This window comes from Roseateles sp. DAIF2 (assembly GCF_015624425.1).
In the GTDB taxonomy this organism is placed as follows: Bacteria; Pseudomonadota; Gammaproteobacteria; order Burkholderiales; family Burkholderiaceae_C; genus Kinneretia.
Window position 1 is genome coordinate 324,959 of sequence record NZ_CP049919.1, and the last position, 24,936, is coordinate 349,894.

Sequence of the window (24,936 nt, forward strand, 5' to 3'; positions counted from 1 at the left end):
TGCGAGCCTATGCTCGCCTATCGTCACGCCTTCCATGCCGGCAACCATGCCGATGTCCTGAAACACCTGGTGCTGTCGCAGGTGCTGCGCTACATGGGCGAGAAGGAGAAGCCTTACACCCTGGTCGACACCCATGCCGGCGCCGGCGGCTACTCGATCGAGGGCCGCTACGCGCAGAAGACCGCCGAATACAGCGCCGGCGTGGCGCGCCTGTACGACCGCAAGGACCTGCCCGCGCCGCTGGCCGCCTATATGGACCTGGTGCGCCAGTTCAACACCGACGGCCAGCTGCGCCAGTACCCCGGCTCGCCGGCGATCGCCAACCTCCTGATGCGCGAGCAGGACCGGCTGCGCTGCTACGAGCTGCACCCGACCGACCACCGCATCCTGGCCAGCTACCTGGAGAGCCGGCCCAACACCCAGGTCAGCGACAAGGACGGCTTCGCCTCGCTGAAGGGCGAGCTGCCGCCGCCCTCGCGCCGCGCCGCGGTGCTGATGGACCCGCCCTACGAGATCAAGACCGACTACGCCAAGGTGCTGGCCGCGCTGCGCGAGGGCCTGCAGAAGTTCGCCGAGGGCGTGTTCATGATCTGGTATCCGCAGCTGGCGCTGCTGGAATCGAGCCAGCTGGCGCAGCGCCTGAAGGCCGCCGCCGATGCCGGCGCGAAGAAGGGTTGGCTGCATGTGCGCCTGACCGTGACCCAGCCCGACGAACGCGGCTTCGGCATGCTGGGCAGCGGCATGTTCGTCGTCAACCCACCCTACACCCTGCACGACGAGCTGCAGGAATGCCTGCCCTATCTGGTCGAGAAGCTGGGCCAGTACGATGGCGCCAGCTTCCTGCTGGAGCAGAAGGCGGGTTGACTCCGCGCGCGGCCTTGACCGCGCGCCTGTCTTCCCCAGCGACACCCGAGGATCCGGCTTTGCCGGGCCTGCGGGTGTGCCCCCTTGAGGGGGTGGCCGCAGGCCGTAAGGGGTGGGCTCAATAACCGACGGTGAAGCGCCGGCGGATATGCTGACGCTGCTCCAGTTCGTCGACGATGGCGACGGCCAGGTCGGCGGTGCTGATGCGGCCGGGCTGGCCCTCGGCATCCAGCACCGGGGTTTCCAGGCTGCTGCGGTAGCTGCCGCGGCGCTCGCCCGGCTCCAGGTGCGGCGCGGGCGACAGGAAGGTCCAGTCCAGGCTGCTTTCCTGCTTGATCAGGTTCAGCGCCTCGCGCGCGGCCAGCGCGCCGGTCTTCCATTCGGCCGGGAAGTCCGGCAGGTCGACGATCTGCAGGCCCGGTGCGGCGTAGAGGCTGCCGGCGCCGCCGACCACCAGCAGGCGCTTCACCTCGGCGGCCTTGACGCCGGCGTAGATGGCCTGGGTGCCCTGCAGGAATTCCGCGTAGAGGTCGGCCACGCCCCAGCCGGGGTTGTAGGCGCTGACCACCGCGTCGCTGCCGCGCACCGCTTGCGCCACCGCCTCGGCCTGCAGCACATCGGCCTGCACCACCGTCAGGCCCGGTCGGGCTTCCAGCTTGGCCGGGTCGCGGGCCAGCGCGACGACCTCGTGGCCGCGCGCCAGCAGCTCCGCCAGCACGGCCTTGCCGACAAATCCGGTGGGTCCGATCAATGCGACTTTCATCTGAGTTCCTTCTGGCCTGGAGGCCGTTTGCTTCGATGGCCTCAACTGTAGGAACTTCACAATCTCGCGTTAAGTCCTCAAAATCACCTTCTTTATTTAGAAAAACTTCATGATTGACGCATGCTGGAGCAGCTGAAACGCATGGCGGTGCTGGCCACCGTGGTCGAGCAGGGCAGCTTCGTGGCCGCGGCCCGGCAGCTGCGCACCACCACCTCGGCGGTCAGCCAGCAGATCCGGGCGCTGGAGCGCGACATGGGTGTGACCCTGCTGCACCGCTCGACCCGCAAGCTGGCGCTGACCCCGGCCGGCGCGCGCTTCCACGAGGGCTGCGCGGCGATGCTGGCGGCTGCCCAGCAGGCCCAGGCCGGACTGCTGCAGCTGCGCGACGCGCCCGAGGGCGAGCTGCGCGTCGCGGCGCCGGTCGGCTTTGGCCGCCATCTGGGGCCGGCGCTGGCGCCGCTGCTGCATGCGCATCCGGGCCTGTCCCTGCACCTGGAGGTGGACGACGGCTTCACCGACCTGGTGGCCAAGCGCATCGACCTGGCGGTGCGTTTCGGCCGCCTGCCCGACAGCGCCTGGGTGGCGCAGAAGCTGGGCGAGAAGAGCGTGAGCCTGTTCGCCGCGCCGGCCTACCTGGCGCGCCGCGGCGTGCCCGCGGGCGTGGCCGAGCTGAGCGCGCATGACTGGCTGCTGCTGCGCCCCGGCACCGACGGCTTCCACCAGCTGCCGCTGCGCACGCCTGGCGGCGGCAGCCAGACCCTGCGTGTCGCGCCCAAGGCCAGCAGCAACAACCAGCTGAGCCTGCAGCAGCTCTGCGAGGCCGGCCTGGGCCTGGCGCTGCTGAGCCCCAGCGACCTGGACGGCGCGGCGCAGGACGGCCGCCTGGTGCCGCTGCTGGCCGGGCTGGACCTGCCGGGTCTGCCGGTCTATGCGCTGACGCCGCAGCGCGATGCCCAGCCGGCCAAGGTGCGGCATGCGATCGCGGCGCTGAAGGCGCATTTCGAGCAGCTCGCGCCGGCCTGAGCGCACTTCATCGCCCGTGCGCTGCAGACCCGCGCTCGAGCGGCGACACTCGGCGCCTACTTCCAACGAGCCGGAGCTTGTTCCGATGGCCAGCAAGAGCACAACGACCACCGCCGAACCCGTCAAGGGTCCAGCCTCCTACTTCCCCTCGATCGAGAAGAAGTACGGCCAGCCGATCGAGCATTGGCTGAAGCTGATCGCGGCCCGGGGCGATCTCAAGCATATGGAGCTGGTGGCGCTGCTGAAGACCGAGCATGAGATGGGCCATGGCCATGCCAATGCGCTGGTCGCCTACCAGCTGGCGCGCGCCAAGAAGTAGCCGGGGGCTCAGGCCACCGGCAGCTTGCGAAAGCCGACGGCCATGCGGTTCCAGGCATTGATCAGCGCGATCGCCGCGCTCAGGTCAACCCGCTCCTTCTCATCGAACTGCGCGGCCAGCAGCGCATAGTCGGCATCCGGCGCATGGGTCTGGGGCAGCAGGGTCAGGGCCTCGGTCCAGGCCAGCGCGGCGCGTTCGCGCGGCGTAAAGAAGAGCGTCTCGCGCCAGACCGCAACGGCATAAAGCCGGCGCTCGGTCTCGCCCTTCCGGCGCGCGTCGGTGCTGTGCAGGTCGACGCAGAAGGCGCAGCCGTTCAGCTGCGAGGCGCGCAGCTTGACCAGGTCCAGCAGCAGCGGCTCCAGGCCCAGCCTGCCGACCGCGGCATCCAGCGCGATCAGCGCCTTCACGGCCTCGGGCGAGGCTTTGTAAAAATCGATCCGGGCGTACTTCTGTTCCATGTTCAGGCTGCGTCGTGGAATGGGGGGATGGAGCCACTGTAGGAGCGGCCCGGCCGCGTCGCGGAGGCCAATCCGCGGCATTTCCAGGAGTCCAGTCGTTGGAGCTGCATCTCGTCGTCGATCCCGGCCAGGCCGATCTGGTCGGCCAGCTCTGCCGCCAGATCCGCGGGCTGATCCGCGGCGGCCACCTCGCCGCGGGTGAGCGCCTGCCGCCGACGCGGCTGCTGGCCGCGCAGCTGGGCCTGTCGCGCAAGACCGTGGCCGAGGCCTATGCGCGCCTGGCCTACGAGCGCCTGCTGGAGGGCCGGCCGGGCAGCGGCACCTTCGTGGCCCGAGCCGCGCCGCCGCCGGCCGAGCCACGGCCATCGCTCGCGTCGGAGAGCGGTGCGGACGCGCGCATCGCGCGATGGCGTGCCCTGACGCTGCCGCTGCGTCATCCGGCGCCGCAGGGCGGCGCGCGCTACGAGTACATCGGCGGCGCGCCGGAGCCGCGCCTGTTCCCGCATGAGGCCTGGCGCCGCTGCATGCAGCATGGGCTGCGCCAGGACGCGGCGCGGTCGCGCGGGCAATACGGCCCGGCCGAGGGCCTGCCCGAGTTGCGCGAGGCGATCGCGCGGCACCTGGCCTTCGCGCGCGGCGTGCGGGCCGAGGCGAGCGAGGTGCTGGTCACCAACGGTGCGCAGCAGGCGCTGGACCTGCTGGCGCGGGTGCTGGTGGAGCCGGGCTGCACGGTGGCGGTCGAGGAGCCCGGCTATCTGCAGGCGCGGCTGCTGCTGCAGGCGCAGGGCGCGCGCGTCGTCGGCGTGCCGGTCGATGCCGAGGGCCTGATCGTCGAGCGCATCCCGGCCGAGGCGCGGCTGATCTATGTGACACCGGCACACCAGTTCCCGTTGGGCATGCCGATGAGTCCGGCGCGGCGCCGCGCCCTGCTGGCCCATGCGCAGCGCCATGGCGCGATCCTGGTCGAGGACGACTACGACAGCGAGTTCCGCTACGAGGGCCGGCCCACCGATTCGCTGCAGGGCCTGGACGAGCAGGGGCGGGTGGCCTTCGTCGGCAGCTTTTCCAAGACCCTGTCGCCGAGCCTGCGGCTGGGCTACCTGGTCGCGCCGCGGCCGCTGATCGAGGCCGTGGCCAATGCCAAGCATCTGGCCGACTGGCACAGCCCGCTGCCGGCGCAATGGGCGCTGGCCCGCTTCATCGCCGAGGGCGAGCTGCGCAAGCACATCGGCCGCTGCCACCAGGCCTATGCGCGGCGCCGCGCGCTGCTGCTGGAACAGCTGGCCGGGCCGTTGGCTCCCTGGTTCGAGGCGGTGCCAATCGAGGCCGGGTTTCACATGGCCGCGCTGGCGTGCCGGCCGCTGGACATGGCGGCGCTGCTGAGCCTGGCGCGGCGTGTCGAGGTGGGGCTGTACCCGCTCGACGTGTTCTATGCCGAGGGGGCACCGCGTCAGGGGCTGGTGCTGGGCTTCGGCGCGATCGAGGCGCTGGACATCCCGCCCTCGCTGGAGCGGGTGCGCGAGGTGCTGCTGCAGCTGGACGGCTAGTCAGCGCCGCTCGACCACCAGCGGTTGCAGCGCCAGCTCGCCGCGCAGCCGCTCGGCCGCCTGGCGCGCGTCCTCGCGGCTGCTGTAGGGGCCGGCCTGCAGGCGGTGCAGGCCCTTGTCGCGCACGACGGCCAGCAGCGGCGCCAGCCAGTCCAGCCGCGCCAGCACCTGCTGGCGCATCGCCTCGGCGCCGTCCAGCCGGCCATAGGCGCCCAGCTGGACCCAGAAGCCGGCGGCGATCTTGGCCTGGGTCTGCGGCGCCGGCGCTGCAGCCGGTTCGGCGGCGGGCGGCGGCGCCACGTTGGCGGTGGTGGTCGGCTCGGGTGCGCCGGGGGCGGCGCTAGCCACATAGACCGGCGGCGGCTCGGCGGCCGGCAGCGGCGCGGCCTCGGGGCTACCGTTGCCGCGCATCCAGGCGCCGGTGCGGATGTCCTCGTAGGTCAGGCGCTCCAGCTCCACCGGCGCGACGCCGCGCAGCAGGTCCAGCTTCAGCGCGGCGGTGTAGCTCAGGTCGATGATGCGGCCGGCATGGAAGGGACCGCGGTCGTTGACGCGCACGATCACCTCGCGGCCGTTCTTCGGGTTGCGCACGCGGGCGTAGCTCGGGATCGGCATGGTCGGGTGCGCGGCCGTCATCGCGTACATGTTGTAGACCTCGCCGCTGGAGGTCGGCCGGCCGTGGAATTTGCGGCCGTACCAGGAGGCCAGGCCGCGCTCGACCAGCGGGGCGTCCTCGGTCATCGGCTGGTAGCGCTGGCCCAGCACCTCGTAGGGCTTGTTGGGGCCGCCCTTGCGGATGTTCTCCAGCCGGGGCAGGGCGTCGGGCACCTTGTGCAGGTCGGGCGGGATCACCGCGTCGGGGCCGTCCCGGTCCGGCCAGCCGCCGGCCGGCCGCGAGGGCAGGGTCGGCGATGAGGTCTGCTGCGGCGCACGCGAGGCGCAACCGGCCAGCAGGGCGGCCAGCAGCGCCAGCGAGATCAGGGACAGGGGCTTGTTGTGCTGCGACATCGGCCGCGATGGTAGCCGCTCGGCCGCGCTCCCGAGCGGCCGGAAACCAAGGGATACGTACGCAAAGACCGAGAGCCGCGCCGGGTCGGTCTTGGCTATGCTGCGGCGTCCCCACTGCGCCTTTGTCGCCATGAGCATCACCGACTTTGTCTTCGCCCCTCAGGTCCAGCCCAGCGTCGCGGTGCGCGGCAGCCGGCAGCGCTATGCGGTGCAGCGCATCTTCTGCGTCGGCCGCAACTACGCGGCCCATGCGCGCGAGATGGGCGGCAACCCCGACCGCGAGCCGCCGTTCTACTTCACCAAACCGGCCAATGCGCTGCTGCCTTCGGGCTCGGTGATGGCCTATCCGCCCGGCACGCAGAACCTGCACTACGAGATGGAGCTGGTGGTCGCGATCGGTGCGCCGGTGTTCAGGGTCACGCCCCAGGCCGCCGGCGCGGCCGTCTGGGGCTATGCCGCGGGCCTGGACATGACGCGCCGCGACCTGCAGGCCGAGGCCAAGGCCGCCGGCCGGCCCTGGGACACCGCCAAGGGCTTCGAGAACTCGGCCGTCATCACCGAGCTGGTGCCGCTGGCCGAGACCGGCGAGCTGAAGGCCGGCGCGATCACCCTGGCGGTCAATGGCAGCGAGAAGCAGCGCGGCGACCTGTCGGACATGATCTGGAGCGTGCCCGAGATCATCGCCAACCTGTCGCAGTTCTATCACCTGCAGCCGGGCGACCTGATCTACACCGGCACGCCCGAGGGCGTCGGCGCGGTGAAGCCGGGCGACCGCCTCAGCGGCCGCATCGAGGGTCTGGGCGAACTGAGCCTGGAGATCGGCGCTGCTGACTGAACGACAGACTTGACGCGCACGGCCGCGAGGCCGAGCATCGCCCTTCTGTGCCATGCACAGGGAGGTGGTCATGGAACTCAGCTCCCCGTCGGCCGCCGCCGGCCGCAGCTACCGGGACCTGCCCGGCCCGCGCGGCATTCCGCTGCTGGGCAATGCGCTGCAGATCGAATCGGCCCGCTTTCACCAGCAGCTGGAGCATTGGGCCGCGATCCATGGCCCGCTGTACCGGCTGCAGCTGGGCGACCGGCGCGCGGTGGTGGTCGGCGAGCACCAGGCGGTGGCCGCGATCCTGCGCGACCGCCCCGAGGGCTATCGCCGCACCACCAAGCTGGAGGCGGTCTGGCGCGAGATGGGCCTGCCGGTCGGCGTGTTCGGCGCCCATGGCGAGGCCTGGGCGCGCCAGCGCCGCATGGTGATGGCCGGCTTCGACCCGGGCCATGTGCGCGAGTATTTCCCGGCGATGCAGCGGGTGGCGGCGCGCCTGGCCGCGCGCTGGCGCCTGGCCGCGCGGGTGGAGCGCTCGATCGACCTGCAGGCCGACCTGATGCGCTACACGGTGGACACGATCGCTGGCCTGGCCTTCGGCACCGAGGTCAACACGCTGGCGCCGGAGGCGGGCGAGGAGGTGATCCAGCGCCATCTGGACAAGATCTTCCCGGCGTTGCTGGCGCGCGTGCTGGCGCCGCTGCCGCTGTGGCGCTGGTGGCCCAGCCGGGCGGACCGCGAGCTGGCCGGCAGCATCGAGGCGGTCAACACCGCGGTGGCCAGCTTCATCGCGCGTTCGCGCGCCCGGCTGATGGCCGAGCCTTCGCGGCGCGCGCGGCCGACCCATCTGCTGGAGGCGATGCTGGTCGCGGCCGACCAGCCGGACAGCGGGGTCGACGACGATCAGGTCGCCGGCAATGTGCTGACCATGCTGCTGGCCGGCGAGGACACCACCGCCAACACCCTGGCCTGGCTGATCTATCTGCTGTGGCGCCATCCGGTGGCGCTGGCGCGGGTGCAGGCCGAGCTGCTGGACGGCGCGCCGCAGGCGGAGCAGACCGGCCAGGAGCAGCTCGCCGGTCTGGCCTATCTGGACGCCTGCATCCAGGAGACGATGCGGCTCAAGCCGGTGGCGCCGATCCTGGCGTTGCAGGCCCTGCAGGAGCGCCGCATCGGCGATCTGCATATCGAGGCCGGCACCGTGGTGCTCTGCCTGCTGCGCCACGACAGCGTCGACGAGGCGCAGGTGCCGCGGCCCCAGGCCTTCGAACCCGAGCGCTGGCTGGACGGCACGAGTGCCGCGGCGCTGCGGCACCTGGCGATGCCCTTCGGCGCCGGGCCGCGCATCTGCCCGGGGCGCTACCTGGCGATCCTGGAAATCAAGCTGGCGATGGCGATGCTGCTGGGCCGCTTCGAGATCCTGGCGGTCGACACGCCGGAGGGTGGCGAGGCCGCGGAACGCCTGGTCTTCACGATGGCGCCCACCAGCCTGGGCATGCGGCTGCGCGAACGCTGAACTGGCCGACAATGGCGGCCGTCGTCCCGCCTTCACCTCTGCAGCCCCCATGTTCGACCACAACGAGACCCTGGAAGAAGCCCGCGCCCGCAATATCCGCGAGGCGCTGATCGAAGACATCGGCGTGGCCGACTGGACCGCGCGGCTGGTGCCGGCCGGGCGCCGCGTCCGGGCGCAGGTGCGGGTGCGTGACGAGGCCGCGGTGCTGTGCGGGCGCGACTGGTTCGAGGGCGTGTTCGCCGCGCTGGACGCGACGGCCCGCATCGACTGGCGCTATGCCGAGGGCGCGCGCATGGCGGCCGACACCCTGGTCTGCGAGATCGAGGCCGACGGCCGCGCGCTGCTGTCCGCCGAGCGCCCGGCGCTGAACTTCCTGCAGCTGCTGTCCGGCACCGCGACGATCACCCGCGCCCATGCGGATGCGGTCGAGGGCGCCAGCCCCAACCCACGCGGCTGCGCCGTACTGGACACGCGCAAGACCCTGCCGGGCCTGCGCCTGGCGCAGAAATACGCGGTGCGCGTCGGCGGCGGCGCCAACCAGCGCCTGGCGCTCTACGCCGGCATCCTGATCAAGGAGAACCATATCGCCGCGGCTGGCGGCGTGGCCGCGGCGCTGCGCGCCGCGCAGGCGCTGAACGCCGGCGTCGACATCCAGATCGAGGTCGAGAGCCTGGCCGAGCTGAGCGAGGCGCTGGAGGCCGGCGCCACCAGCGTGCTGCTGGACAACTTCGACGAGGCGATGATGAAGGAGGCGGTGGCGCTGAACGCCGCGCGCGGCGGCGCGGCGCTGCTGGAGGTCTCGGGCGGCGTCGCGCTGGAGCAGCTGCGCTGGATCGCTGCCACCGGGGTGGACCGCATCTCGATCGGCCGCCTGACCAAGGATGTCCGGGCGGTCGACTATTCGATGCGGGTGCTGGGTCCCGTTTAGGCCATCGTCTTGCGGCGGCGGCGCGCGACCAGGCCCACGACGGCCAGGCCGCCCAGCATCAGCGCATAGCTCTCGGGCTCTGGCACCGCGGCCAGCAGTTCGGCGCGGGCGTTGTAGGCCAGGTCGGTGTAGTTGCTGAACACGCCGTCCATGCCCCAGCCGAGATACTTGCCGTATTGCGCCGCGGCCGGCTCCGGATTGGCCTGGGCGAAGGTGTAGCCGTGCACCAGCAGGCCGGCCGCGTGGGCCGCCGCGATATAGGCCTGGTTGACCGCATTGGCGCCGCCGGCGGTGATCGAGGGGCCGATGCCGTTGACCCATTTGGCGATGTCGCTGAAGGAGGCGCTGGCCGTATTGCCCAGGAACACCTCCTGGATGCTCATGCCCAGCGCATCCTGCTTGGCGCGGAGGCTCTTCAGGGTGTCCAGGCTGAAGGACTGGATGAAGACCTTGTCGCTGGACCTGCCGTAGCCGAAGGCCTGCAGCGAGGCCAGGATCTTGTCCTCCATGGCCGGGGCGGCGATCTTGGCCTCGGGGTAGATGCCGATCGTGCGGCCGGTCAGCGCGCCCTGCGACTTGGCCAGGGCCAGCACCTCGTCGAAGGTGGGGATGCGCAGCGGGTTCGCCGAGCTGGGCGTGAAGCCCGGATAGCTGGTCTTGGCGGTGCCGGTGGGCTTGACGGTCAGCTGCTTGATCTCGGCCAGCGTGTAGTCCGAGACCTTGTAGCCGCCGTTGCGCGCGCCCAGCTTGCTGGCCACATCGGTGGTGCGGTTCAAGGTGGTGTCGTGCATCGCGACCAGATGGCCGTCCTTGCTCAGCTGCAGATCGGGCTCGATGTAGTCGGCGCCCATCCTGATCGCCAGCTCGTAGCCGGCCAGCGTGTGTTCGGGCAGGTAGCCGCTGGCGCCGCGGTGCGCGATCACCAGCGGGGCCTGGCCGTGCAGGGTCTTCAGCGCGTCGGCGCTGGCGGGCAGGGCGGCGGCGGCCAGCAGCAGGGCGGCCAGGGCCGGCGGGGCGAAGCGGGGGCGGAAGGAGGCGGTCATGCGAGGATCCTTGTCGGTCTTGGGGGAGGGAATGCGGCCCGCAATCTAGGCCGGGCCGGTGACGCGGCCGCCATCGGCGCATGGGCCGAACGGCATCCCCCGCGTGCGCGCTGCGCGCGCCGCCTCAACTTCCCTCTGCCGCCTGCCTGAACTCCTGCGCCAGTTGGTCGATGAACAGCCGCGTGCGTGCCGGCAGGAAGCGCCGCGAGGGGAAGACCAGCTGGATCGGCGCGATGTCGCCGCGCCAGTCGGGCAGCAGCTCGACCAGGCGGCCCTCGGCCATCTCGCGGCGTACATCCCAGATCGAGCGCCGCATCACGCCCAGGCCGGCCAGGCCCCAGTCGTTGGCCAGCTCGCCGTTGTCGCAGGACAGGCGCCCGCCGACCCGCACCAGGGTCGGCGCGGCGGCCCGCGGCGCGTCGCGGCGCCAGAAGCTCCATTCGCTCTCGGTCGCGCCCTGGCGGGCGACGACGATGCATTGGTGGCCGGCCAGGTCCTCGGGGCGCGCGGGCCGGCCGTGGCGGGCCAGGTACTCGGGCGTGGCGCAGACGATGCGGCGGTTGTCGGCCAGGTGCCGCGCCACCAGGCGCGAGTCCGGCGGGCCGCCGATGCGCACCGCGCAGTCGTAGCCGCCCTCCAGCAGGTCGACCAGGGTGTCGCTCAGCGAGAGCTGCACCGTGACCGCCGGATGCGCGGCCGCGAAGCGCGCCAGCGCCGGCCCGATCCAGCGCCGCCCCAGCGCCACCGGGGAGCTGACCCGCAGCAGGCCCTGCGCCTGCTGGCGGCCGCGGCCGATCGCGGCCTCGGCCTCGTCGACCTGGGCCAGGATGGCCAAGCATTGCTCGAAGTAGATCGCGCCCTCCTCGGTCAGCGCGAGCCGGCGCGAGTTGCGCTGCAGCAGCCGCGCGCCCAGCTCGGCCTCCAGCCGCGCCAGCCGTTTGCTGCCCACCGCCGGCGAAAAGCCCAGCACCCGTCCGGCAGCGGACAGGCTGCCGGCCTGCACGGTCTGGACGAACAAACGCATATCGGCCAGCTCGGCCATGCTCGACTCCCGGTGATCTATTCCAAATTGGAGAAGCTGCTTGTGCAGCAAGGCGGATTCTCAATTATTTGGGAAAAGAAGACAGTGGCGCTCATTCAGACCACCGGAATGCCATCCCATGTCCGCCCCACCCGCCGCCGGCTCTGCCGAGCGCCTGCCGCTGCCGATCATCGCGCTGGCGCTGGCCGCCTTCGCGATCGGCACCACCGAGTTCGTCATCATGGGCATCCTGCCCGAGGTCGCGCGCGATCTGGGCGTGGACCTGCCGGCCGCTGGCCTGCTGGTCAGCGGCTATGCGCTGGGCGTGGCCCTGGGCGCGCCGCTGGTGGCGCTGGCCACCGCGCGCTGGCCGCGCAAGACCACCCTGCTGGTGCTGATGGGCCTGTTCATCGCCGGCAACCTGCTGTCGGCCCTGGCACCGGGCTACGGGCTCCTGATGGCGGGCCGGGTGCTGGCCTCGCTGGCCCATGGCTCCTTCTTCGGCATCGGCGCGGTGGTGGCCAGCGGCCTGGTGGCGCCGACGCGCCGCGCCGCCGCGGTGGCGCTGATGTTCACCGGCCTGACCCTGGCCAATGTGCTGGGCGTGCCGCTGGGCACCTGGATCGGCCAGGGCTGGGGCTGGCGCGCCACCTTCTGGACCGTGTCGGTGCTGGGCGTGCTGGCGCTGGTGGCGGTCGCGGCCCTGGTGCCGCGCGCGGGCCGCGCCGCGGCCGGTGAGGGCGGTGCCAGCGAATGGCGCGTGCTGCGCGACCGCCAGGTGCTGGCCGCGCTGGGCCTGACGGTGCTGGGCTTCGGCGGCATCTTCACCGCCTTCACCTATATCGCACCGCTGCTGCGTGAGCAGACCGGGCTCGCGCCCGGCGCGGTGACCGGCGTGCTGTGCCTGTTCGGCCTGGGCCTGACCCTGGGCAATGTGCTGGGCGGGCGCCTGGCCGACCGCTGGCCGCGCGGCTCGATGCTGGGCATCCTGGCGGCGCTGGCCGCGGTCGAGGCCCTGCTGGCGCTGACCGCGACCCGGCCGCTGCCGGCGATCGCCACCGTGTTCGCCTGGGGCATCGCGGCCTTCGCCACCGTGCCGGGCCTGCAGATGCGCGTGCTGGAGCGCGCCGGCGCCGCGCCCACCCTGGCCTCGACCCTGAACATCGGCGCCTTCAATCTGGGCAATGCCGGCGGTGCCTGGCTGGGCGGCGCGCTGCTGGCGGCCGACTGGTCCCTGCGCAGCCTGCCGTTGGCCGCCGCCGCGCTGGCCCTGCTGGCGCTCGCGCTGGCGGCCGTCGGCGGGTCGTCACCCGCCACCTCTTCTTCTTCACTGCAACTCGTCAAGGAATCCTGACATGACTTTCTCGCTGCAAGGACAGACCGTCGCCGTGCTCGGCGGCAGCTCGGGCATCGGCCTGGCGGTGGCGCGCGGCGCGCTGGCAGCCGGCGCCAGCACCTGGATCGCGGGGCGCGACCCGCAGCGCCTGGCCGCGGCCGTCGCCGCCACGCCGGGCCTGCGCAGCGCCGCGCTGGACATCGGCGACGGCCCGGCATTGGCCGCCTTCTTCGAGCGCATCGGCGGCCTCGACCATCTGGTCGTCACCGCCGGCGCCAGCATCGGGGCGGCGCCGCTGGGCGAGCTGGACCTGGCGGGCGCGGCGCGCGAGGCGCTGGACGTCAAGCTGCTGGGCAGCCTGCGCGCCGCGCAGCAGGCGCTGCCGTGGCTGCGCCCCGGCGGCTCGATCGGCTTCACCTCGGGCATGCTGGCGCGCAAGCCGACGCCCAATGCCCTGGTCAAGACGGTGATCAATGCCGGCCTGGAGGCGGCGGTGCGCCAGCTGGCCCGGGAACTGGCGCCGCGGCTGCGCGTCTACGCGGTCAGCCCGGGGCCGGTGGACACGCCGGGCTGGAGCTTTCCGGATGCGGCCAGCCGCGCCGAGAAGTTCCGCCAGCTCGGTGCCGGCCTGCCGCTGGGCTACACGGCGACTGCCGAGGAGACCGCGGCGGCCTATCTGTTCGCGATGGGCGCGCGCGGCCTGACCGGCGCGGTGCTGGACCTGGACAGCGGCGCGACCCTGGGCTGAACCGGCCCCGCACTTGACGGCGGCGCGGCGCCTGCCGAGCATGCGGGGCAGCGGCGCGGCCGAGCGCCGCCGGGAGATGCCGTCATGTCTGCCGCAGGAGCCGATTCCTTCGAGCTGCAGCTGAGCCTGCCGCTGCCGGACGAGGTGCAGCTGCGCCGGCGCTTCGCCGCGCCGCGCGAGGCGCTGTTCGAGGCCTTCACCCGGCCGGAGCGGGTGCAGCGCTGGTGCTGCGGCCCCGAGGGTTGGAGCCTGCCGGTCTGCCGCATCGAGGCGCGCTGCGGCGGCTGCCTGCGCTACGAATGGGCCGGCGCCGACGGCCGGCGCATGGGCATGAGCGGGCGCTTCATCGAGCTGCGGGCGCCGGAGCGCCTGGTGCATTTCGAACGCTTCGACGAGGACTGGACCGAGGGCGAGACCCGGGTGGCGACCGAGTTCGCTGCGCTGGCGCCGGGCCTGACCCTGGTGACGGTGACGATCCGCTTCAGCGGCCAGCGCGGCCGCGATCGGGCGCTGGCCTGCGGCATGACCGCGGGCATGGCCCAGGGCTATCGGAGGCTGGACGCGCTGTTGCTCAGCTGAGGAACCAGTCCTCGTCGGGCAGCTTGGCGAAGACGCGGCGCAGGCCCTCGCCCCAGCCGCGGCTGAGCTTGAGGAAATAGGGATCGGTGGCCTCGACGCGGTGCACCGCGGCGGGCGTGAAGCTGTCGCCGCGGTACAGCAGCATGTCGATCGGCAGGCCCACCGAGAGGTTGCTGCGTATCGTCGAGTCGAAGGAGATCAGGGTGCACTTGGTCGCCTCGGCCAGCGAGCTGTCGAAGCGGATCACCCGGTCGATGATGGGCTTGCCGTACTTGGCCTCGCCGATCTGGAAATAGGGCGTGTCCTCGGTGGCCTCGATGAAGTTGCCCTGCGGGTAGACATGGAAGAGGCGCGGCGCCTCGCCCCTGATCTGGCCGCCGACGATGAAGTTGGCGCCGAAATCCACGCCCTGGCCCAGGGTGGCGTCGTTGGCATCGCGCGCCACCACCTCCTTCAGGGTGCGGCCGACCAGCTCGGCGGCGTCGTACAGCGAGGGGGTGTTCAGCAGGTGCTTGCCCTCCTGCTCGCAGCGCTGGCGCAGCAGGCTGATCACGCTCTGCGTGGTGGCCAGGTTGCCGGCATTCAGCACGCAGAGCATGCGCTCGCCCGGCGCCTCGAACAGGTTCATCTTGCGGAAGGTCGAGATATGGTCGACGCCCGCATTGGTGCGCGAATCCGAGGCGAACAGCAGGCCGGCCTTCAGCCGCATGGCAACGCAGTAAGTCATGAGGCCGAATTATTGCTGCTGGGCCTGCGCGCCGGCCAAGGTGACCTGCACCATCGTGTGCAGGACTTCGCTGCCGCCGCCCAGGCGCATGCCGCGCACCGGGCAGGCGTCCAGGTAGTCGGCGCCGATCGCCAGCTTGACATAGCGGCCATCGGCCAGGCATTGGTTGCTGACGTCGAAGCCCAGCCAGCCTTCGGTCAGGCGCACCTCGGCCCAGGCATGGCTGGCCACATGCTCGGCATCCGCGGCCAGGTAGCCGGAGACATAGCGCGCCGGCAGGCCCAGCAGGCGCGCGCAGGTGACGAAGACCTGGGCATGGTCCTGGCAGACGCCCAGGCGCGAGGCGAAGGCCTCGGCCGCCGGCGTGGCGGCGTCGGTGACGCCGGGCGTGTAGGGCATGTGCTGGCCCAGCGCCCGCATCAGGGTCTGCAGCGCCGGCAGCGGGTCGGCGCCGGCGCAGCCGGCGGCGAACTCGCGCAGCGCCGCGTCGGGCCGGGTCAGCGGCGATTCGCGCAGGAACAGCGGTGCCGGCAGCTCGTCCCGCGGGTCGGGCGCGGGCGGGGCGTCCTGCGTGTCGACCTCGCCGCGCGCGTAAAGGTGGATCTCGCGGCCGGGGTGGTCCAGGGTCAGCACATGCATCACATTGCCATAGGCATCGCGCGTGTCCTTGGCCGGTGCCGGCAGCTGCAACGCCCAGCGCAGCACGGTCTGGCGCGTGCCGCTCTGCGGCGTCAGGCGCAGGTACTGGGTGCTGCGCGCCACCGGGGCGTCGTAGCGGTAGATGGTCTCGTGGGCAATGACCAGGTGCATATCAGTTGGCCTCGAGATAGGCGGTGCGGATCGCTTCGCCCAGCCCCGCCGATTCGTCCAGGAAGCCGGTCAGCCAGCGGTGCAGGCCCGTCTCCAGGATCTCGTCGACGCCGCCATATTCCAGGCGCAGGGCCAGGCGGCCGGCCAGCTGCTTGACCTGGCGGCCGGCATCCTGTGCGCCGGGGTTGGCCTCGATCTGCGGCAGGATCGCGACGATTTCGTCGCAGCAGGCGCGTAGGGACCGCGGCACGTCCGGGCGCAGGATCAGCAGCTCGGTGACGCGCCGGCCGTCCAGGCTGTCGCGATAGGCCGCGTGGTAGGCCTCGAAGGCCGACAGCGAGCGCAAGAGCGCGCTCCAGGCATAGAAGTCCGGCGCGCTCTCGCTGGGCGCGTCGACCGGCATCAGCGAGGCCACGGCCGGCTCGATCAGCTGCGATTTCACGTCCAGCAGGCGCGCGGTGTTGTCGGCCCGCTCGACGAAGGTGCCCAGGCGGATGAAGCAGTAGGCGTCGTTGCGCTGCAGGGTGCCGTAGGTGGCGCCGCGGAACAGGTGCGAGCGCTCCTTGACCCAGTCGAAATAGCTGGAGACGCTGGGGATGCCGCGCTTGGGCAGGCCGCGGCCTTCAAGCCAGGTGGCGTTGATCGCCTCCCACATCTCGGCGGTGATCTGGCCGCGCACCGCATGGGCGTTCTCGCGCGCCAGCTTCAGGCAGCTCAGCACCGAGGCCGGGTTCTCCAGGTCCAGGGCCATGAAGTTGAACAGCGACTGCGCATCGAGCTTGGGGTGGCGCGCGCTGTAGGCCTCCAGCGCGCCGGTGACGGCCAGCGGCGCGGCCAGCTCGGTCAGTGCGCCGCGGCTCTGCGGCAGCAGGGACAGCGAATGGGTCACGTCCAGCATGCGCACCAGGTTCTCGGCGCGCTCCACATAGCGGCTCATCCAGTAGAGCTGGGCGGCGGTTCTCGACAGCATAGTCAGGCCTCCCGCCGGGCCGACCCAAGGGAGGCCTGCGCCCCCATGGGGGGCAGTGAACAAAGTGAGCGTGGGGGCATCATTTCAGGCCTCCAGGATCCAGGTGTCCTTGGTGCCGCCGCCTTGGGACGAGTTCACCACCAGGGATCCTTGTTTCAATGCCACGCGCGTCAGGCCGCCCGCCACCATGGTCGTCTCGCGTCCGGTCAGCACGAAGGGCCGCAGGTCGATATGGCGCGGCGCGATGCCGCTCTCGACGAAGGTCGGGCAGCTCGACAGGCACAGCGTGGGCTGCGCGATGTAGTTGCTCGGATTGGCCTGGACCCGCTCGCGGAAGTCCGCCACCTCGGCCGCAGTCGAGGCCGGGCCGACCAGCATGCCGTAGCCGCCGGCGCCATGCACCTCCTTGACCACCAGCTCGGCCATATGGGCCAGCACATGTTCCAGGTCCGCCGCCCGGCGGCATTGCCAGGTCGGCACGTTGTGCAGGATCGGCTCCTCGTTCAGATAGAAGCGGATCATGTCCGGCACATAGGGATAGATGGACTTGTCGTCCGCGACCCCGGTGCCGATCGCATTGGCCAGGATCAGGTGGCCCCGCTTGTAGACCGACAGCAGGCCCGGCACGCCCAGCATCGAGTCGGCGCGAAAGGCCAGCGGGTCGAGGAAGGCGTCGTCGATGCGGCGGTAGATCACGTCGACCCGCTGCGGGCCGACGGTGGTGCGCATATAGAGGTAGTCGTCCTTGACGAACAGGTCCTGCCCCTCGACCAGCTCCACGCCCATCTGCTGGGCCAGGAAGGCATGCTCGAAATAGGCGCTGTTGAAGGGCCCGGGCGTCAGCACCACGACGGTCGGGTTCTCCGCCAGGCTGGCATGGCGCAGGGTGTTCAGCAGCAGGGTCGGGTAATGCGCGACCGGCGCCACCTGGTAGCGCTCGAACAGCTCGGGGAACAGCCGCATCATCATCTTGCGGTTCTCCAGCATGTAGGAGACGCCGCTGGGCACGCGCAGGTTGTCCTCCAGCACGTAGTAGCCGCCGTCGCTGTGGCGGATCAGGTCCACGCCGGTGATCTGGGTGTAGATGCCATGCGGCAGGTCCAGGCCCTGCATCGCCGGCTGGTATTGGGCATTGGCGAACACCTGCTCGGCCGGGATCAGGCCGGCCTTGACGATCTCGTGCTCGTGGTAGATGTCCCACAGGAATTTGTTGAGCGCGCTGACGCGCTGGCGCAGCCCGGCCTCCAGCATCTGCCATTCGCTGGCCGGCACGATGCGCGGCACGGTGTCGAAGGGGATCAGGCGCTCGGCGCCGGCCTCATCGCCGTAGACCGCGAAGGTGATGCCGACCTTGTGGAACAGCAGGTCGGCCTCGGCGCGCTTCTTGGCCAGGGCCTCGGGCGTCTGTGCGTGCAGCCAATGCGCGAATTCCTGGTAATGCGGGCGGATCGCGCCGCTGGCCAGCAGCATCTCGTCGTGGTGGCCCGGGGGCGGCAGGGTCAGGGCATGCATGATGGGTCGGAACTCCGTCGTCTGCGTGAACCTGTGTAGATGCAAGCCCTGTGCCGAGGGCCAGGGCCATAGCCATGAGCACAGCTTGCCCGAACTTGGTGCCCGAATCCAGCCGGCACCGTGCCGGTGCGCCCGGCCCGCGTCGTGCTGGTGCATCACCCGGGCTTGCGGCCCTCGAGGCGGCGGGATACAAAACCGGGGATGAGCGTCGCCGAGCCGATCGATCCGTCTCCTCCACCTCTCGCCGCCACCTCCGCCCCGCGCGGCGACCGCCTGCGCCTGGGCAGCTGGCTGAGCGCCGCGGTGCTGTCGGCGGTGCTGCTGGCCGTGCTGGGCTATGCGGCGCTGATCGGCTCCTTCGCGCGCGCCAATGCGGAGCGCGGCGCCAACGAGGCGCTGCGCCAGATCGCGGTGGACTTCCGCGACGCGCTGGACCGCGGCATGGCCCAGCAGTTCCGCGAGGTCAAGGTGCTGTCGCAGCTGGAGCTGTTCCAGCATCACGAGGACCCGGCCGCGATGCGGCGCGCGCTGAACCAGATCCAGCTGGGCCTGCCGCAGTTCGCCTGGATGGGCGTGACCGATGCCGAGGGCAAGGTGCTGGCCTCCGGCGGCGGGCTGCTGGAGGGGGTCAATGTCTCGAAGCGGCCCTGGTGGCAGAACGCGCTGCAGGGCATCTATGTCGGCGACGTGCATGCCGCGGTGCTGCTAGAGAAACTGCTGCCGCAGCAGAACGATCCCTGGCGCTTCGTCGACTTCGCCTGGCCGCTGCGCAACGAGCGCGGCCAGGTGCTGGGCGTGTTCGGCGTGCACCTGAGCTGGGGCTGGGCGCGCCAGATCAAGAGCGAACTGATCGATGCGGCGATGGAGTCGCACGAGGCCGAGGCCCTGGTGATCGGCAAGGACGGCACGGTGCTGCTCGGCCCGCCGGCGCTGGAGGGCAAGAAGCTTGGCGGCGTCGCGCTGGAGCCCGGGCCGGCCAGCCAGGTGCTGCGCTATACCGAGGCCGGCGTCGACTATTTCGCGGTGGCCGCCGCCACCCGCGGCCAGGGCGCCTATACCGGCCTGGGCTGGACCGTGCTGCTGCGCAAGCCCGAGGCGCTGGCGCTGGCCGACTACCACCGGCTGCGCCTGCAGATCATCGTCACCGCGCTGGTGCTGATGCTGCTGTCCGTGCCGCTGGCGCGCTGGCTGTCGCGCCGGCTGACGGCGCCGCTGGTGCGGCTGGCCAATGCGATCGCGGCGCGGCGCCATCTGGGCGAGGGCGGGCAGATGCCCCATGTCGGCGGCTACCGCGAGGTGGCGCTGCTGTCCGACGCTTTAGGCGATCTGTCGCGCCGCCAGGCCGAGCAGGACGCGGCGCTGGCCGGACTGAACGCCTCGCTGGAGCAGCGCGTGGCGCAGCGCACCCAGGAGCTGCAGCAGGCCCTGGCCCAGCTGCAGGCCGGCGAGCGGCGCCTGCGCATGATCACCGACAACCTGCCGGCGCTGATCTCCTATATCGACCGCGACCAGCGCCTGCTGTTCCTGAACGCCACCTTCCAGTCCTGGATGGGCCTGGACCCGCGGGCCGCGCTGGGCCGGCGCCTGCCCGAGCTGCTGAGCCCCGGCGACTACTCGGCACGCCAGCTGCAGCTGGCGCGCGCGCTGGCCGGGCAGCGGGTCGATTTCGAGATCGAGGTGGCGGCAGCGGCGGGCGAGGGCGGTGCCAAGCGCCTGCTGCGCATCGAGTACATCCCGGACCTGCTGGACGACGGCACCGTGGCCGGTCTCTACACCCTGGGCAGCGACATCACGGCCGCCAAGCTGGTCGAGCAGCACCTGGACCGGCTAACCCGCACCGACGCGCTGACCGGCGGCCCGAACCGGCGCCAGCTCGAGGAGCGTCTGCCGCAGGCGCTGGCGCGCGCGCGCCGCAGCCGGCAAGACCTGGCCCTGCTGTTCCTGGACATCGACAAGTTCAAGGACATCAACGACGGCCTGGGGCATGCGGCGGGCGACGCGGTGCTGCGCGAGTTCGCGCGCCGGTTGACCGGCTGCGTGCGCGGCACCGACCTGGTGGCGCGGCTGGCCGGTGACGAGTTCGTGATCGTGCTGGAGGGCCTGCGCGAGCCGGCCGAGGCCGAGCTGGTGGCGCGCAAGGTGCTGGAGGCGATGCAGCCGCCCTTCGCGCTGCCGGACGGGCCGCCGCTGCCGGTCTCGACCAGCGTCGGTGTGGCCTACGACCGCGCCGGCGCGGCCACGCCCGAGGCGCTGATGGAGAGCGCCGACCGGGCGCTCTACGAGGCCAAGGCGGCCGGCCGCGGGTCTTACCGGCTGGCCGGCGCGGCCTGAGGCGCCGGCTCGACCCGCTTCAGCAGCAGGTCCACCTGGCGCAGGCCGGTGTCGCCCAGCACCGGATGGGCGGTGTCGGTGATGAACAGCAGTTGCTCGCCGTGGCGGATCGTCGCGCTGACGATGTAGCGGTGCCGCTTCTCGATGCGGGCCGGGTCGTAGGCGATCGTGAAGTTCAGCGGCACGCGCGGATCGGTCACGCGCATGCTGCCCAGGGTCACCGAGGGCGCATCGGCCAGCGAGACGTCCAGCAGCTTGGCCTCGAACACCGCACCCGGCGGCAGCGCGATGCGCTCGCGGTAGGTCGCGCTGCCACCGACGCTGGCCTCGGGGGCCGCACCGCCGCTACCGCTCGTCGCGCAGCCGGCCAGCAGCCAGACGGCGCCCAGCAGGGGCAGGGCGCGGCGCAGCAGGGTCTTGGGGGAGGAGGGGGTGAACATCGGAGGCTCCCGGTCGGATCGAACAAGGGTCCAGCCTAGCAGAGCCGATTGGTGTCGCATCCGCGCGACTGGCGGCGTCCGCTACATCTGCCCGACGCTTGCGCTGGCTCAAGCAAGCCGCGGCCGCCCGGGCGCTGTACGCGCAGCGTGGGGCGGACGGGCCAAGAAAAATGGCCTACCGCGATGTCGCGGTAAGCCATTGATTCCTATGCAATCCGGTGGCGCGCCCGGTTGGGATCGAACCAACAACCCCTGCCTTCGGAGGGCAGTACTCTATCCATTGAGCTACGGGCGCAGCGCGGCGCATTCTAGCAGTGCTCGGGCTCACCCCGGGGTTTGCCGAAGCCGGCGTCGATATAATCTCGCTCTTGTGCCGCCTGCAGCTTGGGCGGTGTCGCCTTGAGATTTTCCAATTGCCGACAGCCAACGAGGATTCAATGAGCGCAACCCAAGATCATGGCCACGACCACAGCGCGCACGCGGCGCACGAGGGGCCGATCAAGACGCCCAAGCAGCTGATCTGGGCGGTGGGCTTTGCCTTCGTGGTGCCGGTGATCGTGATCATCCTGCTGGCCAACTATGTGTCGAGCGCGGTCAAGCCGAGCGCCGGCAGCGAGGGCCTGACCGACCAGGCGATCGCCGCGCGCATCCAGCCGGTCGGCAGCATCGAGATCAAGGACCTGTCCGACCCCGGCGCGATGAAGACCGGCGAGCAGGTGTTCCAGGCCCAATGCGCGGCCTGCCACAGCACCGGCGCCGCCGGCGCACCCAAGCTGGCCGACGCGGCCGCCTGGGGCCCCCGCATCAAGAACGGCTTCGACGCGTTGCTGACCTCGGCCCTGAAGGGCAAGGGCAGCATGGGCCCGCAGGGCGGCGGCGACTTCAGCGACTTCGAGATCTCGCGCGCGGTGGTCTACCTGTCCAACCAGGGCGGCGCCAAGTTCGACGAGCCGAAGGCCCCGGCCCCCGCCGCCTCGGCCGCTCAGTAAGCGCGCCCGCGAAAGGCAAGAACCGACCCCCGGGGTCGGTTTTTTTATGCCCGCACAAGGCTATGCTCGCGCCCATGGTGAGGCGGGTGCTGTTGGGCTGGGCAATGGGGTCGTTGCTGCTGCCGCTGGCGACGGCGACACCACTGCCCTTGCGCGTCTGCGTCGTCGACCTGGACGCACCGCCCTATGCGGTGGTCGATCCGCTGCGGCGCGGCCTGGTCGAGCGCCTGATGGTCGATGCCGGCCGGCCCGCCGGGCTGGACGTGCAGCTGCAGCGCGCGCCCGCGCAGCGCTGCCAGGCCCTGCTGCAGAACGGCGCGATCGAGTCGATCGTGGCCGGCCCGGCCGCGCGCAATCTGGAGCTGGGGCGCTTCCCGATGAAGGGCGGCGCGATCGACGAGGGCCGCCGCCTGGCGGTGGCGCAGCTGTTCTGGGTCAAGCGGCGCGACAGCCCGGTCGACTGGGACGGCCAGCGCCTGTCGGGCGCCGCGCCGGCCGAGCTGCTGGCCGGCGCGCGGCCCGGCGTGTTCATCGCGATCGAGAAGCTGCAGGCCCTGGGCCTGCGCATCGATGCCGCCGGCGTCGGCACGCCGCAGCTGCTGGCCAAGCTGCGCGCGCGCCGCGTCGACCTGGCCGTGGCCTTCGAGCATGAGCTGCAGTTGCTGCTGCGCGAGCCGGTCAATGCCGAGCTGGCGATGCTGTCGCGCCCGTTCGCGATGGCCAGCTTCTACGCGATGGTGCGGCCGGGCCTGGCGGCCGCGACGATGGAGCGGGTCGAGCGCTGGTGGACCGAGATCGGCCGGCTGCGCGATCAGCCGGCTTATCGACCGAGCGGTGCCGGCTCGGCCAGCACGCCGTAGCGCGCCAGCAGTTCCGCATGGGTGGCCGGCTGCGGCGCCCAGGTGCCGGCCTCCACCAGCTCGGCCGCCAGGCCCATGTCCAGGCTGTGCACCAGGCCCAGGCCCAGCTCGGTGGCGAGGAAGAGCCGGTCCTGCTCGTCCAGCCAGACCGCCTCGACCGGGCCGGCCGCGCGGCCGGTATGGCTGTGCAATTGCAACTGCGCCGCATCGCCGTCCAGGCGCCAGATCCAGGGTGCGGCCTCCAGCTGCACATAGACACGCTGCGGGCCGTTCTGGAAGAACCAGGCGCCCTGCTCGTCGGCGGCATAGTTGCGGTGGATGAACTCCAGGAGCTTTTCATGCTGGATGCGGCTGCCCTTGACCCGCGGGAAGGGGCCGGCGGCCTGGATGCGCTCGTCGCGCATATACCAGTCGCCGCGCGCATCCAGCGCCAGCCAGCCGTAGCAATGCGGCACATTGGGCCATTTCTTCAGGGCGGCTTGAACGATTGCATCCATCGCGGCAGTGTCGCTCGCTCAGAGCCGTTCGGCCAGCCAGTCGCAGACCTGGGTCGGCATCGTGGTGACGCGCGCCGGTGGCCGGCCATGCGGGAAGCCGACATGGCCGCCCTGGGCCGGCTGCCACAGCGTCACCTGCGGCCCGACCTCGCCGGCGCGCGGCAGGCAGGCGGCCGGCACGAAGGGGTCGTTGCGCGCGTTCAGCACCAGAGCCGGGATGCGGATGCGCTGCAGATGCGGCTTGGCCGAGGCGCGCGACCAGTAGTCGTCGGTGCCGCGAAAGCCGTGCAGCGGTGCGGTGAACAGGTCGTCGAACTCGTACAGGTTGCGCACCTGGGCCAGCCGCTCGCCATCGAACAGGCCCGGGTGCTGCTGCAGCTTCAGCAGGGCCTTGGGCACCATGGTGCGCAGGAACATGCGGGTGTAGACGAGGCGGTTGAAGCCGCGCCCGATCGCGTGGCCGGCGGCGCTCAGGTCGACCGGCGAGCAGATCGAGCAGACCGCGCGCGCGGTGGCGCCGGCCGTGTCGCCGGCCTCCTGGGCCCAGCGCAGCAGCGCGTTGCCGCCCAGCGAGACGCCGGCGGCCAGCAGCGGGCCCGGATGCCCGGCGCGAAAGCGCGCCAGCATCCAGCCCACCTCCTCGTAGTCGCCCGAGTGGTAGGCGCGCGGCGCCAGGTTCAGCTCGCCCGAGCAGCCGCGGAAATGCGGCAGCGCGAAGGCCCAGCCGCGCGCGCGCGCCACCCCGGCGAAGGCCTGCACATACTGGCTCTGCGAGCTGCCTTCCAGGCCATGGAACAGCACCAGCAGCGGCCGCCCGGGCGCGGAATCGGGCTCGACCAGGAAGTCCACGTCGACGAAGTCGCCGTCGGGCGTGTGCCAGCGCTCGCGCCGGAAGGCCGGCGGCGGGCCGTCGAAGCGGCGCGCATAGAGCGCCGGCCAGATGGTCTGGGCATGGCCGCCGGGCAGCCACGGCGGGGCCTGGTACTGCATCGCCAAGATCTAGTGCAGGGTCGCCGGTTCCTCGACCACGTCCTGCACATCGTGCGGGGTGCCGGGGCTGGCATGGTGCAGCACCATGCGCCAGCCCAGCGCCGTCTTCAGATAGACATTGGTGGCGATCACCCAGGCGCTCTGCCGGCCCTCGGGGCCGTTCACCTGCACCCGCTCCAGCACCTGGTGGATCGCGGTCTCGCCGGTCTGCAGGCGCCGCACCCGCTCCGGGTGCACGGCGATCGCGCCTTGGCCGAACATGGCCTCGAAGCCGGCGCGGATCGCGCCCAGGCCGACCACGCGCGGCCCGCCCGGATGCACGCAGGAGACCTCGTCCTCGTCTGCCCACACCTCCATCAGCCGCTCCAGGTCGGCGTTCTGCAGCGCTTCGTAGAACTGCGCTTCGGTGTCCTCGGGCGAGGCGAGCAGGGCGGCGGTCTGGGCTTTGGGGCGGTGCATGGCCGGATTGTAGGGAGGGTGCCTCCGCCGCGCGTGTCGGCGCGTAAGCGGCAAGAAGGCGCTCAGGGCAGCTTGGCCAGGACCTTGTCCATCTCGGCCGCCGAGAAGGCCCGCAGCGACCTGGACCGGACATTGCCCTGCTTGGCGATGCTCAGGCTGAAGGCCGTCAGCGCCTGCTCGTCCTGGGCCTCCAGCACGCAGACGATGTCGCATTCGCCCAGGGTCCAGTAGATCTCGCGCATGTTCACGCCGAACTTGCCCGCCACCTCCTTGGCGGCCGCGGCGCGCTGGGTCGTGCCCTTGATGTCCTGCAGGCCCTTGTCCGTGAAACTCATCAAAGCGATATAGGTGACCATCATCCGACTCCTGGCGAGTGGG

27 protein-coding genes and 1 tRNA gene are annotated in these 24,936 nt (G+C 71.5%); 13 read left to right on the forward strand and 15 right to left on the reverse strand.

Annotation, left to right across the window (positions count from 1 at the left end; all coding sequences use genetic code 11):
• The first annotated feature begins 9 nt into the window (after positions 1 to 9).
• Positions 10 to 864 carry a 23S rRNA (adenine(2030)-N(6))-methyltransferase RlmJ gene (locus G8A07_RS01490; RefSeq protein WP_195795377.1) on the forward strand — a complete coding sequence of 285 codons (855 nt, stop codon included), beginning with the start codon at positions 10 to 12 and terminating at the stop codon, positions 862 to 864.
• 118 nt (positions 865 to 982) lie between these two features.
• Here the strand turns inward: G8A07_RS01490 and G8A07_RS01495 are convergent, their stop codons facing one another.
• Entirely contained in the window at positions 983 to 1,627 is a 645-nt protein-coding gene (locus G8A07_RS01495; protein ID WP_195795378.1) for an NAD(P)-dependent oxidoreductase, read from the reverse strand.
• A 120-nt stretch (positions 1,628 to 1,747) separates the two neighbouring features.
• Here G8A07_RS01495 and G8A07_RS01500 point away from each other — a divergent pair, with 120 nt between their 5' ends.
• On the forward strand, positions 1,748 to 2,650 hold the full coding sequence (locus tag G8A07_RS01500; protein ID WP_371816410.1) for a LysR family transcriptional regulator: 903 nt from the start codon (positions 1,748 to 1,750) through the stop codon (positions 2,648 to 2,650).
• Positions 2,651 to 2,735: 85 nt separating this feature from the next.
• Positions 2,736 to 2,969: a DUF4287 domain-containing protein gene (locus G8A07_RS01505; protein ID WP_195795379.1), complete on the forward strand. Its 234-nt coding sequence runs from the start codon at positions 2,736 to 2,738 to the stop codon at positions 2,967 to 2,969.
• 8 nt (positions 2,970 to 2,977) lie between these two features.
• On the opposite strand, the gene G8A07_RS01510 is transcribed toward G8A07_RS01505, so the two are convergent.
• A complete protein-coding gene (locus G8A07_RS01510) occupies positions 2,978 to 3,427 on the reverse strand; it encodes a carboxymuconolactone decarboxylase family protein (RefSeq protein WP_195795380.1) in 450 nt (149 codons plus the stop codon).
• Positions 3,428 to 3,525: 98 nt separating this feature from the next.
• On the opposite strand from G8A07_RS01510, the gene G8A07_RS01515 reads away from it, so the two are divergent.
• The gene (locus G8A07_RS01515) at positions 3,526 to 4,974 is read left to right on the forward strand and encodes a PLP-dependent aminotransferase family protein (RefSeq protein ID WP_195795381.1); all 1,449 of its coding nucleotides are present in this window, start codon (positions 3,526 to 3,528) and stop codon (positions 4,972 to 4,974) included.
• Here the strand turns inward: G8A07_RS01515 and G8A07_RS01520 are convergent, their stop codons facing one another.
• Positions 4,975 to 5,982: a septal ring lytic transglycosylase RlpA family protein gene (locus G8A07_RS01520; protein ID WP_195795382.1), complete on the reverse strand. Its 1,008-nt coding sequence runs from the start codon at positions 5,980 to 5,982 to the stop codon at positions 4,975 to 4,977.
• A gap of 130 nt (positions 5,983 to 6,112) precedes the next feature.
• Between G8A07_RS01520 and G8A07_RS01525 the strand changes: the two genes are divergently transcribed.
• The 3 genes from G8A07_RS01525 (at position 6,113) to nadC (ending at position 9,246) form a co-directional block, all read left to right on the forward strand.
• A complete protein-coding gene (locus G8A07_RS01525; RefSeq protein WP_195795383.1) occupies positions 6,113 to 6,817 on the forward strand; it encodes a fumarylacetoacetate hydrolase family protein in 705 nt (234 codons plus the stop codon).
• Positions 6,818 to 6,887: 70 nt separating this feature from the next.
• On the forward strand, positions 6,888 to 8,318 hold the full coding sequence (locus G8A07_RS01530) for a cytochrome P450 (protein ID WP_195795384.1): 1,431 nt from the start codon (positions 6,888 to 6,890) through the stop codon (positions 8,316 to 8,318).
• 49 nt (positions 8,319 to 8,367) lie between these two features.
• Complete coding sequence (gene nadC / locus G8A07_RS01535; protein ID WP_195795385.1) at positions 8,368 to 9,246, forward strand: carboxylating nicotinate-nucleotide diphosphorylase; 879 nt, start codon at positions 8,368 to 8,370, stop codon at positions 9,244 to 9,246.
• On the opposite strand, the gene G8A07_RS01540 is transcribed toward nadC, so the two are convergent.
• Together G8A07_RS01540 and G8A07_RS01545 are read right to left on the reverse strand one after the other, a co-directional pair.
• The gene (locus G8A07_RS01540; RefSeq protein ID WP_195795386.1) at positions 9,243 to 10,289 is read right to left on the reverse strand and encodes a glycerophosphodiester phosphodiesterase family protein; all 1,047 of its coding nucleotides are present in this window, start codon (positions 10,287 to 10,289) and stop codon (positions 9,243 to 9,245) included. The genes nadC and G8A07_RS01540 overlap by 4 nt on opposite strands.
• Before the next feature lie 124 nt (positions 10,290 to 10,413).
• A complete protein-coding gene (locus G8A07_RS01545) occupies positions 10,414 to 11,331 on the reverse strand; it encodes a LysR family transcriptional regulator (protein WP_195795387.1) in 918 nt (305 codons plus the stop codon).
• A gap of 154 nt (positions 11,332 to 11,485) precedes the next feature.
• Here G8A07_RS01545 and G8A07_RS01550 point away from each other — a divergent pair, with 154 nt between their 5' ends.
• The 3 genes from G8A07_RS01550 to G8A07_RS01560 all read left to right on the forward strand — a co-directional run bounded on the left by G8A07_RS01550 (position 11,486) and on the right by G8A07_RS01560 (position 13,973).
• Positions 11,486 to 12,664 (forward strand): MFS transporter, encoded by a 1,179-nt coding sequence (locus G8A07_RS01550; RefSeq protein ID WP_195797538.1) that lies wholly within the window; start codon positions 11,486 to 11,488, stop codon positions 12,662 to 12,664.
• Position 12,665: 1 nt separating this feature from the next.
• Entirely contained in the window at positions 12,666 to 13,394 is a 729-nt protein-coding gene (locus G8A07_RS01555; RefSeq protein WP_195795388.1) for an SDR family oxidoreductase, read from the forward strand.
• Positions 13,395 to 13,478: 84 nt separating this feature from the next.
• The gene (locus G8A07_RS01560; protein ID WP_195795389.1) at positions 13,479 to 13,973 is read left to right on the forward strand and encodes an SRPBCC domain-containing protein; all 495 of its coding nucleotides are present in this window, start codon (positions 13,479 to 13,481) and stop codon (positions 13,971 to 13,973) included.
• Here the strand turns inward: G8A07_RS01560 and G8A07_RS01565 are convergent.
• The 4 genes from G8A07_RS01565 to G8A07_RS01580 form a co-directional block, all read right to left on the reverse strand.
• The gene (locus G8A07_RS01565; RefSeq protein WP_195795390.1) at positions 13,966 to 14,700 is read right to left on the reverse strand and encodes a proteasome-type protease; all 735 of its coding nucleotides are present in this window, start codon (positions 14,698 to 14,700) and stop codon (positions 13,966 to 13,968) included. The two genes, G8A07_RS01560 and G8A07_RS01565, sit on opposite strands and share 8 nt — an antisense overlap.
• A 9-nt stretch (positions 14,701 to 14,709) precedes the next feature.
• On the reverse strand, positions 14,710 to 15,510 hold the full coding sequence (locus tag G8A07_RS01570; protein ID WP_195795391.1) for a transglutaminase family protein: 801 nt from the start codon (positions 15,508 to 15,510) through the stop codon (positions 14,710 to 14,712).
• 1 nt (position 15,511) lies between these two features.
• Positions 15,512 to 16,480: an alpha-E domain-containing protein gene (locus G8A07_RS01575; protein WP_195795392.1), complete on the reverse strand. Its 969-nt coding sequence runs from the start codon at positions 16,478 to 16,480 to the stop codon at positions 15,512 to 15,514.
• A gap of 84 nt (positions 16,481 to 16,564) precedes the next feature.
• Positions 16,565 to 17,992 (reverse strand): circularly permuted type 2 ATP-grasp protein, encoded by a 1,428-nt coding sequence (locus G8A07_RS01580; RefSeq protein WP_195795393.1) that lies wholly within the window; start codon positions 17,990 to 17,992, stop codon positions 16,565 to 16,567.
• Between the two features lie 201 nt (positions 17,993 to 18,193).
• Between G8A07_RS01580 and G8A07_RS01585 the strand changes: the two genes are divergently transcribed.
• Positions 18,194 to 20,323, forward strand: coding sequence for a diguanylate cyclase domain-containing protein (locus G8A07_RS01585; RefSeq protein ID WP_195795394.1), 2,130 nt, complete (start codon positions 18,194 to 18,196; stop codon positions 20,321 to 20,323).
• Here the strand turns inward: G8A07_RS01585 and G8A07_RS01590 are convergent.
• Together G8A07_RS01590 and G8A07_RS01595 are read right to left on the reverse strand one after the other, a co-directional pair.
• The gene (locus tag G8A07_RS01590) at positions 20,299 to 20,763 is read right to left on the reverse strand and encodes a YbaY family lipoprotein (RefSeq protein WP_195795395.1); all 465 of its coding nucleotides are present in this window, start codon (positions 20,761 to 20,763) and stop codon (positions 20,299 to 20,301) included. The two genes, G8A07_RS01585 and G8A07_RS01590, sit on opposite strands and share 25 nt — an antisense overlap.
• A gap of 219 nt (positions 20,764 to 20,982) precedes the next feature.
• Positions 20,983 to 21,058: transfer RNA gene (locus tag G8A07_RS01595), tRNA-Arg, on the reverse strand.
• A gap of 142 nt (positions 21,059 to 21,200) precedes the next feature.
• Between G8A07_RS01595 and G8A07_RS01600 the strand changes: the two genes are divergently transcribed.
• The gene (locus tag G8A07_RS01600) at positions 21,201 to 21,752 is read left to right on the forward strand and encodes a cytochrome c5 family protein (protein ID WP_195795396.1); all 552 of its coding nucleotides are present in this window, start codon (positions 21,201 to 21,203) and stop codon (positions 21,750 to 21,752) included.
• 104 nt (positions 21,753 to 21,856) lie between these two features.
• A complete protein-coding gene (locus tag G8A07_RS01605; protein ID WP_195795397.1) occupies positions 21,857 to 22,612 on the forward strand; it encodes a hypothetical protein in 756 nt (251 codons plus the stop codon).
• Here G8A07_RS01605 and G8A07_RS01610 read toward each other — a convergent pair.
• The 4 genes from G8A07_RS01610 to G8A07_RS01625 all read right to left on the reverse strand — a co-directional run bounded on the left by G8A07_RS01610 (position 22,573) and on the right by G8A07_RS01625 (position 24,893).
• Positions 22,573 to 23,109, reverse strand: coding sequence for a DUF2946 family protein (locus tag G8A07_RS01610; protein ID WP_195795398.1), 537 nt, complete (start codon positions 23,107 to 23,109; stop codon positions 22,573 to 22,575). The two genes, G8A07_RS01605 and G8A07_RS01610, sit on opposite strands and share 40 nt — an antisense overlap.
• A gap of 18 nt (positions 23,110 to 23,127) precedes the next feature.
• Positions 23,128 to 24,099 (reverse strand): YheT family hydrolase, encoded by a 972-nt coding sequence (locus G8A07_RS01615; RefSeq protein WP_195795399.1) that lies wholly within the window; start codon positions 24,097 to 24,099, stop codon positions 23,128 to 23,130.
• A gap of 9 nt (positions 24,100 to 24,108) precedes the next feature.
• On the reverse strand, positions 24,109 to 24,558 hold the full coding sequence (locus G8A07_RS01620; protein ID WP_195795400.1) for a nuclear transport factor 2 family protein: 450 nt from the start codon (positions 24,556 to 24,558) through the stop codon (positions 24,109 to 24,111).
• Between the two features lie 62 nt (positions 24,559 to 24,620).
• On the reverse strand, positions 24,621 to 24,893 hold the full coding sequence (locus G8A07_RS01625) for a GYD domain-containing protein (RefSeq protein ID WP_371816412.1): 273 nt from the start codon (positions 24,891 to 24,893) through the stop codon (positions 24,621 to 24,623).
• Positions 24,894 to 24,936: the final 43 nt, after the last annotated feature.

What these genes read in the sequence shown, in the direction of transcription:
- G8A07_RS01500 (WP_371816410.1), top strand. Translation starts at nt 1,748, where the DNA reads ATGCTGGAGCAGCTGAAACGCATGGCGGTGCTGGCCACCGTGGTCGAG.
- G8A07_RS01600 (WP_195795396.1), top strand. Translation starts at nt 21,201, where the DNA reads ATGAGCGCAACCCAAGATCATGGCCACGACCACAGCGCGCACGCGGCG.
- G8A07_RS01510 (WP_195795380.1), bottom strand. Translation starts at nt 3,427, where the DNA reads ATGGAACAGAAGTACGCCCGGATCGATTTTTACAAAGCCTCGCCCGAG.
- G8A07_RS01605 (WP_195795397.1), top strand. Translation starts at nt 21,857, where the DNA reads ATGGGGTCGTTGCTGCTGCCGCTGGCGACGGCGACACCACTGCCCTTG.
- G8A07_RS01560 (WP_195795389.1), top strand. Translation starts at nt 13,479, where the DNA reads ATGTCTGCCGCAGGAGCCGATTCCTTCGAGCTGCAGCTGAGCCTGCCG.
- G8A07_RS01625 (WP_371816412.1), bottom strand. Translation starts at nt 24,893, where the DNA reads ATGAGTTTCACGGACAAGGGCCTGCAGGACATCAAGGGCACGACCCAG.
- G8A07_RS01525 (WP_195795383.1), top strand. Translation starts at nt 6,113, where the DNA reads ATGAGCATCACCGACTTTGTCTTCGCCCCTCAGGTCCAGCCCAGCGTC.
- G8A07_RS01620 (WP_195795400.1), bottom strand. Translation starts at nt 24,558, where the DNA reads ATGCACCGCCCCAAAGCCCAGACCGCCGCCCTGCTCGCCTCGCCCGAG.
- G8A07_RS01555 (WP_195795388.1), top strand. Translation starts at nt 12,666, where the DNA reads ATGACTTTCTCGCTGCAAGGACAGACCGTCGCCGTGCTCGGCGGCAGC.
- G8A07_RS01530 (WP_195795384.1), top strand. Translation starts at nt 6,888, where the DNA reads ATGGAACTCAGCTCCCCGTCGGCCGCCGCCGGCCGCAGCTACCGGGAC.
- G8A07_RS01520 (WP_195795382.1), bottom strand. Translation starts at nt 5,982, where the DNA reads ATGTCGCAGCACAACAAGCCCCTGTCCCTGATCTCGCTGGCGCTGCTG.
- G8A07_RS01545 (WP_195795387.1), bottom strand. Translation starts at nt 11,331, where the DNA reads ATGGCCGAGCTGGCCGATATGCGTTTGTTCGTCCAGACCGTGCAGGCC.
- G8A07_RS01575 (WP_195795392.1), bottom strand. Translation starts at nt 16,480, where the DNA reads ATGCTGTCGAGAACCGCCGCCCAGCTCTACTGGATGAGCCGCTATGTG.
- G8A07_RS01505 (WP_195795379.1), top strand. Translation starts at nt 2,736, where the DNA reads ATGGCCAGCAAGAGCACAACGACCACCGCCGAACCCGTCAAGGGTCCA.
- G8A07_RS01490 (WP_195795377.1), top strand. Translation starts at nt 10, where the DNA reads ATGCTCGCCTATCGTCACGCCTTCCATGCCGGCAACCATGCCGATGTC.
- G8A07_RS01495 (WP_195795378.1), bottom strand. Translation starts at nt 1,627, where the DNA reads ATGAAAGTCGCATTGATCGGACCCACCGGATTTGTCGGCAAGGCCGTG.
- G8A07_RS01585 (WP_195795394.1), top strand. Translation starts at nt 18,194, where the DNA reads ATGAGCGTCGCCGAGCCGATCGATCCGTCTCCTCCACCTCTCGCCGCC.
- G8A07_RS01540 (WP_195795386.1), bottom strand. Translation starts at nt 10,289, where the DNA reads ATGACCGCCTCCTTCCGCCCCCGCTTCGCCCCGCCGGCCCTGGCCGCC.
- G8A07_RS01565 (WP_195795390.1), bottom strand. Translation starts at nt 14,700, where the DNA reads ATGACTTACTGCGTTGCCATGCGGCTGAAGGCCGGCCTGCTGTTCGCC.
- G8A07_RS01570 (WP_195795391.1), bottom strand. Translation starts at nt 15,510, where the DNA reads ATGCACCTGGTCATTGCCCACGAGACCATCTACCGCTACGACGCCCCG.
- G8A07_RS01580 (WP_195795393.1), bottom strand. Translation starts at nt 17,992, where the DNA reads ATGCATGCCCTGACCCTGCCGCCCCCGGGCCACCACGACGAGATGCTG.
- nadC (WP_195795385.1), top strand. Translation starts at nt 8,368, where the DNA reads ATGTTCGACCACAACGAGACCCTGGAAGAAGCCCGCGCCCGCAATATC.
- G8A07_RS01610 (WP_195795398.1), bottom strand. Translation starts at nt 23,109, where the DNA reads ATGGATGCAATCGTTCAAGCCGCCCTGAAGAAATGGCCCAATGTGCCG.
- G8A07_RS01615 (WP_195795399.1), bottom strand. Translation starts at nt 24,099, where the DNA reads ATGCAGTACCAGGCCCCGCCGTGGCTGCCCGGCGGCCATGCCCAGACC.
- G8A07_RS01590 (WP_195795395.1), bottom strand. Translation starts at nt 20,763, where the DNA reads ATGTTCACCCCCTCCTCCCCCAAGACCCTGCTGCGCCGCGCCCTGCCC.